Annotated in this window: 12 protein-coding genes; 9 read left to right on the top strand and 3 right to left on the bottom strand. The window is 57.2% G+C overall.

Features of this window, described 5'->3' with window-relative positions:
- Positions 1–60: 60 nt before the first annotated feature.
- Both argF and M2407_RS22935 read left to right on the top strand, forming a co-directional pair.
- Positions 61–1,080, top strand: coding sequence for an ornithine carbamoyltransferase (argF, locus tag M2407_RS22940; protein WP_149573629.1), 1,020 nt, complete (start codon positions 61–63; stop codon positions 1,078–1,080).
- 202 nt (positions 1,081–1,282) lie between these two features.
- Positions 1,283–2,851: an ABC transporter substrate-binding protein gene (locus M2407_RS22935; RefSeq protein WP_259219997.1), complete on the top strand. Its 1,569-nt coding sequence runs from the start codon at positions 1,283–1,285 to the stop codon at positions 2,849–2,851.
- 238 nt (positions 2,852–3,089) lie between these two features.
- On the opposite strand, the gene M2407_RS22930 is transcribed toward M2407_RS22935, so the two are convergent.
- From M2407_RS22930 to M2407_RS22920, 3 genes are read right to left on the bottom strand one after another with little or no spacing between them, the layout of a single operon-like run.
- Positions 3,090–3,488: a RidA family protein gene (locus M2407_RS22930; protein ID WP_020825011.1), complete on the bottom strand. Its 399-nt coding sequence runs from the start codon at positions 3,486–3,488 to the stop codon at positions 3,090–3,092.
- Positions 3,485–4,945, bottom strand: coding sequence for an amidohydrolase family protein (locus M2407_RS22925; protein ID WP_259219994.1), 1,461 nt, complete (start codon positions 4,943–4,945; stop codon positions 3,485–3,487). Before M2407_RS22925 ends, M2407_RS22930 begins: the two co-directional genes overlap by 4 nt.
- A 38-nt stretch (positions 4,946–4,983) precedes the next feature.
- Positions 4,984–5,847 (bottom strand): MurR/RpiR family transcriptional regulator, encoded by an 864-nt coding sequence (locus M2407_RS22920; protein ID WP_259219993.1) that lies wholly within the window; start codon positions 5,845–5,847, stop codon positions 4,984–4,986.
- A 193-nt stretch (positions 5,848–6,040) separates the two neighbouring features.
- On the opposite strand from M2407_RS22920, the gene M2407_RS22915 reads away from it, so the two are divergent.
- The 7 genes from M2407_RS22915 to ridA all read left to right on the top strand — a co-directional run bounded on the left by M2407_RS22915 (position 6,041) and on the right by ridA (position 12,557).
- Entirely contained in the window at positions 6,041–7,282 is a 1,242-nt protein-coding gene (locus M2407_RS22915; protein WP_174573667.1) for an amino acid deaminase, read from the top strand.
- A 19-nt stretch (positions 7,283–7,301) separates the two neighbouring features.
- Positions 7,302–8,090 carry an ABC transporter ATP-binding protein gene (locus tag M2407_RS22910; RefSeq protein WP_174573666.1) on the top strand — a complete coding sequence of 263 codons (789 nt, stop codon included), beginning with the start codon at positions 7,302–7,304 and terminating at the stop codon, positions 8,088–8,090.
- Between the two features lie 236 nt (positions 8,091–8,326).
- Positions 8,327–9,283, top strand: coding sequence for an ABC transporter substrate-binding protein (locus M2407_RS22905; protein ID WP_129983226.1), 957 nt, complete (start codon positions 8,327–8,329; stop codon positions 9,281–9,283).
- The gene (locus M2407_RS22900; RefSeq protein WP_046374622.1) at positions 9,283–10,287 is read left to right on the top strand and encodes an iron ABC transporter permease; all 1,005 of its coding nucleotides are present in this window, start codon (positions 9,283–9,285) and stop codon (positions 10,285–10,287) included. Before M2407_RS22905 ends, M2407_RS22900 begins: the two co-directional genes overlap by 1 nt.
- Positions 10,288–10,600: 313 nt before the next feature.
- Positions 10,601–11,536: an aspartate carbamoyltransferase gene (gene pyrB, locus M2407_RS22895; protein WP_020825004.1), complete on the top strand. Its 936-nt coding sequence runs from the start codon at positions 10,601–10,603 to the stop codon at positions 11,534–11,536.
- Positions 11,537–11,548: 12 nt separating this feature from the next.
- Positions 11,549–12,013: an aspartate carbamoyltransferase regulatory subunit gene (gene pyrI / locus M2407_RS22890; protein ID WP_020825003.1), complete on the top strand. Its 465-nt coding sequence runs from the start codon at positions 11,549–11,551 to the stop codon at positions 12,011–12,013.
- 157 nt (positions 12,014–12,170) lie between these two features.
- Positions 12,171–12,557, top strand: coding sequence for a 2-iminobutanoate/2-iminopropanoate deaminase (ridA, locus tag M2407_RS22885; RefSeq protein ID WP_044554008.1), 387 nt, complete (start codon positions 12,171–12,173; stop codon positions 12,555–12,557).
- Positions 12,558–12,742: the final 185 nt, after the last annotated feature.

The following is a 12,742-nucleotide window of genomic DNA, read 5'->3' as shown; positions in this document are numbered from 1 at the left end:
TGAATATTCATACATATAAAGTGAATTTTAATTCAATAACAACAATCAGGATACACGGCAATGAGTAGCATAAACCCGTTCTACAAACGTCACTTCCTAAGGTTAATGGATTTCACCCCGGCGGAGCTTCAGGCGCTGCTGCAGCTTTCGGCCGAGTTAAAGCAGGCCAAGCGGAAAGGCCAGGAAAAACGCCACCTGCAGGGCAAAAACATTGCGCTCATCTTCGAAAAAGACTCGACCCGTACCCGATGCTCTTTCGAAGTTGCCGCTTTCGATCAGGGTGCTCAGGTCACCTATCTGGGCCCAAGCGGCAGCCAGATCGGCCATAAAGAGTCGATGAAAGACACCGCCCGGGTGCTGGGCCGGATGTATGACGGTATTCAATACCGCGGTTATGGTCAGGCGCTGGTGGAAACCCTGGCCAACCATGCCGGCGTACCGGTGTGGAACGGGTTGACCAACGAGTTCCATCCGACCCAGTTGCTGGCGGATCTGCTGACCGTACAGGAGCACCTACCGGGCAAGCCGCTGAGCGAGGTGAAGCTCGCCTACCTTGGCGACACCCGCAACAACATGGGCAACACCCTGCTGGAAGCTGCCGCCCTGGCGGGCATGGACCTGCGACTGGTGGCGCCGAAGGCCTGCTGGCCACAGCCGGAGTTGGTGGCAGAGTGCCAGGCATTGGCAAAACTGACCGGCGCCAAGATCACCCTGACCGAAGACATTGCCGAAGGGGTGAAGGACGCGGACTTTCTGTATACCGACGTGTGGGTATCGATGGGCGAGCCGAAAGAAACCTGGCAGGAGCGTATCGCGCTGCTGAAGCCTTATCAGGTGAATATGGCGATGGTGAAACTGACCGGTAACCCGAACGTCAAATTCCTGCACTGCCTGCCGGCGTTTCACGACGACCAGACCACGCTCGGTAAGCAAATGGCCGAACAATACGGGCTGCACGGCGGCATGGAAGTCACCGATGAGGTGTTCGAATCTGCACACAGCGTGGTGTTCGATCAGGCCGAGAACCGCCTGCACACCATCAAGGCGGTGATGGTCGCCACCCTGAGCGAAACGTTTTAATCTGCATTGCCGGGGCGCAGTGATCCAGCACGCTGCGTCCCCCTCCCGCCTTTTCCGTCTAATATATTTTAAGCATATCAAATAGCCGATTGGCCTTTGTCAGCCGCCGACAAAGACTCTACCGTGGCATTCTGGCGGCGAAAACGCCGTGAAAACAAACGATAACAATAATTTCTTGCCGTACATTCAAGGGAAAACATCGATGAAAGCCAAAGTCCTGCCGCTATTAATGCTTGCCGCCCTGTCCTCCTCCGCGCTGGCCGCCACCCCGCCCAATACGCTGGTGGTCGTGCAATCGCTCGACGATATCGTCAGCCTGGATCCGGCGGAAGCCAACGAGCTGTCGAGTATCCAGACCGTCCCAAGCCTGTATCAGCGGCTGGTGCAGGCGGATCGCGACGATCCGGCGAAAGTGGAACCGGTGCTGGCGGAAAGCTGGCAGGGCGACGCCGCGGCCAAAACCCTGACCATCAAACTGCGTCCGCAGGCGACCTTCGCCTCCGGCAACCCGCTGACTGCCGATGACGTGATCTTTTCCTTTAGCCGCGCGGTGAAGATGAACAAGTCACCGGCGTTTATCCTCAACGTTCTCGGCTGGCAGCCGGACAACATCGACGCACAGCTGAAAAAAATCGACGACCACAGCCTGCAACTGAGCTGGACGGCGAACGTCAGTCCTGCGGTGGCGCTGAATATTCTCTCCACGCCGATCGCCTCGATCGTCGACAGCAAGGCGGTGCAGCCTAACGCCAAAGACGGCGACTACGGCAATGCCTGGCTGAAAATGCACTCCGCCGGCAGTGGGCCGTTTAAAATGCGCGTCTATCAACCGCATCAGGCGATTGTGCTGGACGCCAACCCGACGTCGCCGGGCAGCAAGCCACTGCTGAAAAGCATCATCATTAAAAGCGTGCCGGACTCCGCCACTCGCCGCCTGTTGATCCAGCAAGGTGACGCAGATGTGGCGCGCGAACTGGGCCCGGACCAAACCGTGGCGCTGAAAAATCAGCCGGGCGTGAAGGTGCTGGAAATCCCCTCTGCCGAGCAGAATTACCTGGTGTTCAACACCGGCAATACCGCCAATCCGCTGTTGAAAAACCCGGCGTTCTGGGAAGCGGCGCGCTATCTGATCGACTATCAGGGCATCACTAAAGATCTGTTGAAGGGCCAATATTTTGTGCACCAGAGTTTCCTGCCGGTCGGCTTGCCGGGCGCGCTGAAAGACAATCCGTTCAGTTTCGATCCGGCCAAAGCCAAGGCCATTCTGGCCAAGGCCGGTATCACCAATGCCTCGCTGACGCTGGACGTCGAGAACAAACCGCCGTTTATTACTATCGCTCAGGCGCTGCAGGCCAGCTTTGCCGAAGGCGGCGTGAAGGTGGAACTGTTGCCGGCCGCCGGCAGCCAGGTTTATTCGCGGGTACGCGCCCGACAGCATCAGGCGGCGATCCGTCTGTGGATCCCGGACTATTTCGACGCCCACTCCAATGCCAGCGCCTTCGCCTATAACGACGGCAAGACCAGCACGGTCGCAGGCCTCAACGGCTGGCAGATCCCACAGTTGAACCAGCAAACGCTAGCGGCGGTGGCCGAAGCCGATCCCGCCAAGCGCAGCGCGCTGTACACTGCCATGCAGCAAGAACTGCAACGCAGTTCGCCGTATGTCTTTATCGATCAGGCGAAAACCGAAGTGGTGCTGCGCGATAACGTCAAAGGCTATCAGCAGGGTCTGAACGCCGACATGGTCTACTACGATCGCGTCAGCAAATAACTGACTCGCGCCGCGGAGCTCCACCGCCTGGTGAAATGATGATTAAGGGAAATTTTCCCCCTAAGGCCACTGGCAAAGTGCTCCAAAGTTTCGTAGTAAGGGCGCTGCATGCTGCGCCCTATCGCATAATCAATCGGTTAAATCGGGTCGAACATGTTCGCCCCCTACCGGTTTAGCCCTTATGCGGGTTAATCAGCGGTCTGAGGGTGGCTTCACCCCCCTTTAATCGGCAAGCGCTCTAGCGGGGAATACGTGCGGCGTTATAGCAGGTGATATCCACTTCAACCTTGCAATCCACCACCAGATCGGCGACCGCGCAAATCCGTGCCGGGGGATGAGCGGCAAAGAACTCGCGAAAGACTTTATTGAATGACTGGAAGTAACGCGCATCGGTCAGAATGACCTTAACGTGCACCACGTCTTCCAGGCCATATCCCGCTTCCGCCATAATATCCAGGCAGTTTTGGATCGCCAGGCGAGACTGATCGATAATTCCCCCCTCCACCACTTCACCGTCTTTCATCGGCGTTTGGCCGGAAATGTACAACCAGCCACCGGCTTCTACCGCGCGGGAAAAGGGCAGATGCTGTCCACCGGTTCCGGTTCCGCCGTCAATGCCGTATCTTTTGATCGTCATGCCTTGCTCCTGTCGATTGTGTTGCCCTGACGGCACAAAAACCGCCCGGCGCGCAGGCCGGTCACGGCCTGATGTTGATAACTCAGTACGCCGTTCACCCACACCGCGTCGATCCCTGCAGCGGGTTGCTGCGGTTGGCTGAACGTCGCGCTGTCTTTCACTTTCAATGCGTCAAACAATACCAGATCGGCGTAGTACCCTGTTTTGATCAGCCCACGCTGCGGCAGTTGATAACGCGCCGCCGACATACCGCTCATTTTGTGCACCGCCACCGTGAGCGGGAACAAACCTTCATCGCGGCTGTAGTGGCCCAGCACGCGGGGAAAAGCGCCCCACAGGCGCGGGTGCGGCATCGGATCGTTCGGCAGGCCATCCGATCCCACCATGGTCAGCGGATAGCGCAATACCCGGCGCACATCCTGCTCGTCCATGTTGTAATAAATCGCCCCCGCCGGCATCAGCCGTTTTCCGGCCTCATGCAGGCTCATTGACCAGGCCCCGGCGATGTCCCGCAAGGATTGCCCCGCCATCTCCGGGTGCGGTTCGGACCAGGTGATGACGATATCGAACTCATCGGTGATCTGTTTTAAATCCAGCGTCGATGAACTGGCGGAATAAGGGTAACAGTCGCAGGACACGTCCTGCGTCTGGCGCACCTTGTCGAACAGCTTGAGCGTTTCCTGCGTGCGGCCCCAGTTTTTGGCCCCGGCGCATTTGTGGTGCGAAATCACCACCGGCACCCGGCCATGGCGGCCAATGTGGAATGCCTCCTCCATTGCCTCGAGTATGGGCTCAAATTCAGAACGCAGGTGAGTGGTGTAAATCCCCTGCTCACCCGCCAGCTCTTCCGCCAATGCCATCACCTCTTCCGTGGGGGCAGAGAACGCCGAGGCATACGCCAGGCCGGTACTCAGACCCAAAGCGCCCTGTTGCAACGCGGCACGCAGCTGCTCACGCATGGCGCAGATTTCCTCGGCATTAGCCGGGCGAAACAGGTCGTCCATCTGGTTACTGCGCAGCGTGGTGTGCCCGATCAGCGTCGCCACATTCACCGCCGGCGTCGCGGCCTCGACCTGCTGACGATAATCGGCAATCGTGGGGTAAACGAAATGCGCTTTTTCTCCCAGCAGGTTCATTGGATCGGGCACGCTGGTTTTGATCACCGCCCCGGCAGCACTGATGCCGCAGTTGCCGACAATCACCGTTGTCACCCCCTGAGATATCTTCGGCAGCATCTCGGGCATGCGGATCACATTGGTGTCGTCGTGAGTATGTACGTCGATAAACCCCGGCGACAGCACCCGCCCCCGGCCGTCGATCACCACCTCGGCTTCAGCCTCTATGGCTGGTGCGATCGCCGCAATCCGATCGTCTTTCACCGCCACATCGGCACGGTATTGCGGCCCGCCGCTGCCGTCGATCACCGTGACATTTTTAATCAGATACTGATACCGCATGAATCATCATCCTCAGGTTAGTGTCTTGGGGCAGCGACTCAGTCCCCCAGCGGCTGCCGATCTTCTCCTCCACGGTGACTGTCCAGCGCCAGCTTGATGCGACGCAGACGGTCCCGGGACTGGCGTTTATTCGCCATGGCCAGCGCCGTCGCCAGCACGTCGACCATCGCCAACATGGCGTAGCGCGAAGTGCTGGGTTTATAGATGTAATCATTTTCCCGCACCACCAGCGCCAACAGCACGTCGGCCTGCGCCGCCAGCGGCGTTCCTGCCGGCGTGATGGCCACCACTTTGGCCCCGTACTGGCGAGCAATCGCCGCGCTTTCCACCACTTCCTGCGTGTAGCCGCCCAGCGACAGCGCCACCACCACATCCTGACTGGCCACCGCCGCCGCCATCATGCGCACCAGCAAGCCGTCGCTTTGCGCGGTCACCGGCAGCCCGAGCCGAAACAGGCGGTGCTGTACCTCAGCGGCACAAATGGTCGAACCGCCCCCCATGCCAATGGCCAGAATTTGCCGCGCATCGCTGAGCCACTCCACCGCTTTGGCCAGCGCCGGCTCATCGATCGTCCGGCGGTTAATCGTCAGGACATTGATGATGGTTTCGTAAATCCCCTGGATCCCTTCCAGGTCCGGTTCTTCATGGATAAACCGTTGCCCCACCGCCAACGACTGCGCCAGCTTGACCTTAAGGTCACGCACGTCACGGCAGCCCAGCGTTTTGGCGAAGCGCGTGATCGAGGCCTGGCTGACGTTGGCCTGTCGGGCCAGCTCGGCAATCGGCAAAGCGGTCACCGCGTCCGCCTCGTCCAGAATGAATTGCGCGATACGTTTTTCGGCGCTGCTCAGCTCAATAAAAAGCTCTGTAATGCGCGAGATAATGTCGATATCCACACCCATCGCCTCACCCCATAGTGATTAAATTTTGTCATTTACAATGCAAGAAAACAGTGGAAGACTACACAAAAATTAGCGTTAAAAATGATACTTTGTACCCTAAAATCAAAAAATAATATTTAAATCCAATTAAAATCAAATAAATAAATCAAGATACCTCATTTTAAAAAAGATAGAGCACCCAAAGGATAATGTTATGAAATACCAAAAAGATTTCACCGTTACCCATAAGGCCGCCGTGCTGCGCAGTGACCCGTCTGCGCCGGCAAACCTGCTTAACGAAGATGTCTGCCTGCCGGCCGCGGTGATCAAGCTCAGCAGCCTGGAAAACAATATCGCCTGGATGCAAAACTATGCCGATGCACGCGGTGTCTCGCTGGCCCCGCACGGTAAAACCACCATGACCCCCTGGATCTTCCAGCGTCAGGTAGCTCAGGGCGCCTGGGCGGTGGGCGTCGGTTCCGCCTGGCAGGCGAAGGTGGCAATGGAGGCGGGCGTACCCCGGGTGCTGATGGCCAACCAACTGGTCGGCAAGGCCAATATGCGACTCGTTGCCGAATTGAAAGCGCAACATCCCTCCACCCTTTTCCTTTGCTGCATCGACAGCCTGAGCAATGCGCAAGCCCTCTCGGCGTTTTTCAGCCAGCATGGGCAAACCCTGGATGTCCTGTTAGAGCTGGGCGTGCCCGGTGGCCGCTGCGGCTGCCGTAGCGTGGCACAAGCCGAGCAACTGGCGCAGGATATCGCCGGGCTGCCAGGGCTGCGCTTGCAGGGTATCGAGCTGTATGAAGGCGTGATGCACGGCGACGACGCCCAGAGTAAAATCGAACGGTTCCTGCGTGACGCCGCCGGCTTGCTGCGTGAACTGCACCGGCAACGTCTGCTCAGCGGTGAAGAAGCAATCCTCACCGGTGCGGGCTCTTCCTGGTATGACGTGGTTTGCCGCGTTTGGGGTGAAGAGTCGCTGCCGGAAAACTGCCGTCGGGTGATCCGCCCCGGCTGTTACATCACCCACGATCGGGGAATTTATCAGGACGCGCAAAATGCGGTGCTGGCCCGCGATAGCTACGCCTGCGATCTGGCGGGGGAGCTAACCTCGGCATTGGAATTGATAGCGCTGGTACAGTCGGTGCCGGAGCCGGGCCGGGTTATCGTCAATTTTGGCAAGCGAGACGCGGCTTTTGACGCCGGATTACCGCAGCCGATCGCCCTTTACCGCAACGGGGTTCGGCAAGACAGTGGCGTGCAGCAGTTAACCACCCAAGGGATTATGGACCAGCACGCCATGTTAAGCTGCCCGGCAGACTTCCAGGTGCAGGTTGGAGATATACTGGTGTTTGCCACATCGCACCCCTGCCTGACCTTCGATAAATGGAAGACGCTGTTGGTGATTGATGATAATTACAACGTTATAGAAACCATTGAGACATTTTTCTGAGCTCGGAAAAGGATATTTCATGACCAGCCTGCCCACCGACAGCCTGCTGTCGGTGCAGAATCTTTCTCTGACGACCCCAGGGAAAGCCCCGCGAATTGATCGGGCCAGCTTCAGTATTCAACCCGGTGAATCCGTTACCATTATCGGCCCGAACGGCAGTGGGAAATCCACTCTATTGCGGCTACTGACCTGTGAGCTCAAGCCGACCGAAGGCGAAATTCTCTTTCAGGGAAAGCCCCTAGCCAGCTTAAAACCTCAGCAACGCGCCCGCGCTATCGCCTTGCTGAGCCAGCACGATGATGCAGATTTACGGCTGAAGGTTAGCGAGTATGTGGCACTGGGACGACTGCCCTGGCTGGCCGATCATTCGCCATCTCAACACGCGCTGATAGTTGCAAAAGCGATGGAGGAGGTGGGTATCGGCCACCTGCAACATAACCCGCTGGGCAAGCTTTCAGGCGGTGAACGCCAGCGCGCCGGGTTCGCCAGAGCATTGGCGCAGCAGCCGGTGCTGTTATTGCTTGATGAACCCACTAACCATCTCGATCCGCTGGCCCGACATCAACTGCTGTCGCTGATCCATGAAAAAAAGATAGCCACGATAAAAGTGCTGCACGATCTCGAGCTGGTGCAACCCTTTTCCGATAAGGTGATGATCATCAATAAAGGGAAAATCCTTTGTTATGACCGCCCTGAAACGGTGCTGGAATCGGCGCACCTGCAACAGGTGTTTGGCATGAGAACGCTGCAGGTTCGTCATCCGGAAAGCGGCGAAGCTGTGCGTTTCTTCGAGGCTTTACCGACATAATCCCCGCGATATTCGCCACAATCGACAATTGTTTGATCTAACTATATTTGTCATACGAATTATTCAGGTATGTTGCCCCCGTTTCCAATAAACCGGGTTATTGACTTCGGTTTTGCCGTTTTGCCCACGGGATTACCCGAGTGGGATGACCTTCCTCCGCCCCACTGACGCCAGGCCAGACAACCGACGGTAATGCCCAATCAATAGCCTTTCGGTGCAATGAATCTGGAGTCGATGTGAAAAAGTTAACCCTCGCCGCGTTACTGGCATTCACCGCGGCAAGCGCCGGGGCATCTGGTTTCCCGGTTACGGTGGACAACTGCGGCCAGCCCCTGACCTTTGAACGCCCGCCGCAGCGTGCCATTATTCAAGATATCAATATGTCGCAAATGGCCTTTGCCCTGCAGCTCCAGCCTTCTATCGTCGGCGTGACAGGGATCTCCGGCTGGTACAAAAACATCCCTGAATTCACGCAGCAACAGGGAACCATTCCTGAACTGGCCGCCAAATACCCGACGATCGAAAACCTTCTCGCTGCCAGTCCAGACCTGTTCTTCGCCGGCTGGAATTATGGTCTTCGTGGGGAAGTGACCCCGCAAGCGCTGGCAAAATTCAATATCAAAACGCTGGTGCTGAGTGAAAGCTGCATCCACGTCGACAACCATCGGCCACGGGCCAGTATGGATTTGCTCTACGACGATATGATCAGGCTCGGCAAAGTCTTTGGTAAACAGGAACAGGCGGAAAAGCTGGTCGCAGGCTGGAAACGGCAGGTGGCAGATATCCATCGCAAAATTGCGACGCAAAAACCCGTCAGGGTGTTCCTTTATGATTCCGGCGAAGAAAAGCCTTACACCAGCGGGGCCTACGCCATGCCGACGGCGATTATTGAAGCCGCTGGGGCAACAAACGTGATGGATACCCTGAACACCAGCTGGGTGAACACCAATTGGGAAAGCGTGGCGGCGACAGAGCCTGAATTTATCATTCTGGTGGACTATCAGGCTGAGCCCACCGACAGCATCGATGCGCGGCAGCTTTTCCTTGAACAACACCCCCTGATGAAGCAAACCCCGGCAGTGGTCCATCACCGCTATTTGAAATTGAAATACCAGGCGTTAACACCGGGGCCGGTCAATATTGAGGCGATCCACAAACTGGCTCAGGCCCTTTATCCTGCCGCTGTTAGCTGATGTCGGAAAAAATACGTTTCAGGCTGGCCTGGACCCTCGCCCCGCTGTTATTGGCAGGGTTAATCTTCGCCAATGTCGCCCAAGGCAGCGTGTCGCTCTCTCTTGCCCAGGTGTTAAGCGCGCTGGGCATCGGCCCGGGTGATGTACCCCCCATGATCAAAAGCATCGTGCTGGAACTGCGTTTGCCACGCACCTTGCTTGGGCTGCTGGCGGGGGCTGGCCTGGCGTTGGTCGGCGCACTGTTGCAAACCACAACCCGCAACGATTTGGCCGATCCCTTTCTGTTTGGCCTCTCCTCTGGCGCCTCCGCCGGCGTGGTGCTGGTGATGACCCGTCTCGGTGATAGCCTCGGGGCCTGGACGTTACCGGTGTCTTCCTTTGCCGGTGGCATGCTCTCTGCTGCCGTGGTGCTGGTTATTTTTATGACTCAATCGCAAAAAGGCACCGAAAAGCTGATTATCTGCGGGCTGGCGGTCTCTTTTTTATTCGGGGCCTTCACCAACTATCTGGTTTTTTCCGGCGATCAGCGTACCGCCAGCAGCGTACTGTTCTGGACGCTGGGCGGGCTGGGGCTGGCCCGCTGGGATAATGTGATTTTTGCCTTGATAGCGCTGCTGTTGCTGGTGGTATTGATTGCCTTGCGCTGGCGATCGCTGGACGGCTTACTGGCGGGCGAACAGACCGCCGGCACGCTGGGCATCAACACCCGCCGTTTGCGCACGGAAGTGTTTCTTTGCTGTTCGCTGGCGACGGCATTACTGGTGGCATTGACCGGGGTGATAGGATTTGTCGGCTTAATGGTTCCCCATCTGGCGCGCCCTTTTACCGGCGTACGTCACCGGCGTCTGCTGCCGTTGGTCGGGGTGCTAGGGGCCATATTGCTCTCTGCCGGCGATCTGCTGAGCCGCGTCATCACCGCCCCCCAAGAGCTGCCCATCGGGATCATTACCGCCGGGCTGGGCGGCGTTTTCGTTCTGGTGATTTTGCTGCGCCGAGCCCACTGAAGGTAAATTTTCTGCCATGCGGCTAAAGGCCACCAGCCAATCGATTGCGAAATGACAAAAATCGGCGTTTTAGCGCTTGCAGTGAACAAAGGCGCGAGTATAATGCGCGACAATTTGCCAGGAGAAAGCATGAAAAACGACGTTTGTTTTGTTAGCCACAACCGACAAAACCGACTGCCAATCGGCAGCCAACTGCCGTTGTTTCTCCTGTTGCTAAACCGATCGTTTCAAGCCCCTCGTTGAGGGGCTTTTTTTTGCCTGAAAAATCTGTTCAAAGCCCCGCGCCACGGGCACGAGTCGAGGAGAGTGAAAAATGGCCAACCCGCTGTATCACAAACATATCATCTCTATTAACGATCTCAGCCGCGAGGATCTGGAGCTGGTGCTGCGCACCGCCGCCAGCCTGAAAGCCAATCCGCAACCCGAGCTGCTAAAACACAAGGTGATCGCCAGCTGCTTCTTTGAAGCCTCGACCCGTACCCGCCTGTCGTTTGAAACCTCGATGCACCGCCTGGGCGCTTCGGTAGTGGGCTTTGCCGACGGCAGCAACACCTCGCTCGGCAAGAAAGGCGAAACGCTGGCCGACACCATCTCGGTGATTGGCACCTACGTCGACGCCATCGTCATGCGCCATCCGCAGGAAGGCGCGGCGCGCCTGGCGACCGAATTCTCCGGCGGCATCCCGGTACTCAACGCCGGTGACGGCGCCAACCAGCACCCAACCCAGACGCTGCTCGACCTGTTCACCATTCAGGAAACCCAGGGCCGCCTGAACAACATCAATATCGCCATGGTTGGCGACCTGAAATACGGCCGCACCGTGCACTCGCTGGCGCAGGCGCTGGCCAAGTTTGAAGGCAACCGCTTCTTCTTCATCGCGCCGGACGCGCTGGCAATGCCGGCCTATATCCTGCAAATGCTGGAAGAGAAAGGCATCGAGTTCAGCCTGCACAGCAGCATTGAAGAGGTGGTCCCCGAGCTGGATATTCTCTACATGACCCGGGTGCAGAAAGAGCGTCTGGATCCTTCCGAATACGCCAACGTGAAGGCGCAGTTCGTTCTGCGCGCAGCGGATCTGGCCGGCGCACGCGCCAACCTCAAGGTGCTGCACCCGCTGCCACGCATTGACGAAATCACTACCGACGTGGACAAAACGCCGTACGCCTACTATTTCCAGCAGGCAGGTAACGGCATTTTCGCCCGTCAGGCGCTGCTGGCGCTGGTTTTAAACGCAGATTTGGCTCTTTAAGGGGGAACCGTCATGACTCACGATAACAAACTGCAGGTTGAAGCGATCAAGTGCGGCACGGTGATTGACCATATTCCGGCACAGATCGGGTTTAAGCTGCTGACGCTGTTCAAGCTGACCGCCACCGACCAGCGCATCACCATCGGCCTGAACCTGCCTTCCAACGAGCTGGGCCGTAAAGACCTGATCAAAATCGAAAACACCTTCCTGACGGAGCAACAGGCCAACCAACTGGCCATGTACGCGCCGAAAGCCACGGTTAACCGCATCGACAATTATGAAGTGGTACGCAAGCTGACCCTCAGCCTGCCAGATCACATCGACGGCGTGCTGACCTGCCCGAACAGCAACTGCATCAGCCGCAGCGAACCGGTGTCTTCCAGCTTTAGCGTGAAATCCCGCGACGGCGACGTACACCTGAAATGCCGCTACTGCGAAAAAGAGTTCGAGCATCAGGTGGTCTTGCAGGCGGACTGAGTTCGGCCGGCTGCCGGGAGATGAGGCTGTTATTCTCCCGGTGACTGCCTATAATGGGAACCCCGTAGGGGCACCGAATACCGGGCCCGACGCTACGGAGAGCCACGCAGCCCACCGCGCTGCGATTTGAAAGACGAAGGGTATATCAGGAGAAAAAATGTCACGTAACATCAGCACTGAACTCGCCCCGGCAGCCATTGGTCCTTACGTGCAGGGCGTTGATCTGGGCAGCATGATCATCACTTCCGGCCAGATCCCGGTCGATCCGAAAACCGGCGCCGTTGCCGACGACGTTGCCGCTCAGGCTCGCCAGTCGCTGGAAAACGTTAAAGCGATCGTTGAAGCTGCCGGCCTGAAAGTGGCCGACATCGTGAAAACCACGGTTTTCGTGAAAGATCTGAACGACTTCGCTACCGTTAACGCCGCTTATGAAGCTTTCTTCACCGAGCACAGCGCGCCGTTCCCGGCCCGTTCCTGCGTTGAAGTGGCCCGTCTGCCGAAAGACGTGAAAATCGAAATCGAAGCCATCGCCGTTCGTCGCTAATACCGCGACCACGCGCCCAACGGTCAGCCCAGGCTGGCCGTTTTTATTTTTAGTATTTTTATTATTTCAATTATTTTATAACGATAGACCTATCCTCCCCACATTTACAATTCCGCATTAAAAATACGTCTATAATTATTTTCGCCCGGCCAGGCTATGATTTCTTGTGATTTATTAACCAGACT

The sequence above is a fragment of the Serratia sp. BIGb0234 genome (assembly GCF_024809915.1).
Taxonomy (GTDB): domain Bacteria; phylum Pseudomonadota; class Gammaproteobacteria; order Enterobacterales; family Enterobacteriaceae; genus Serratia; species Serratia liquefaciens.
Note: the sequence above shows the minus strand (reverse complement) of the source record. Positions and strands in the feature narration are given on the sequence as shown.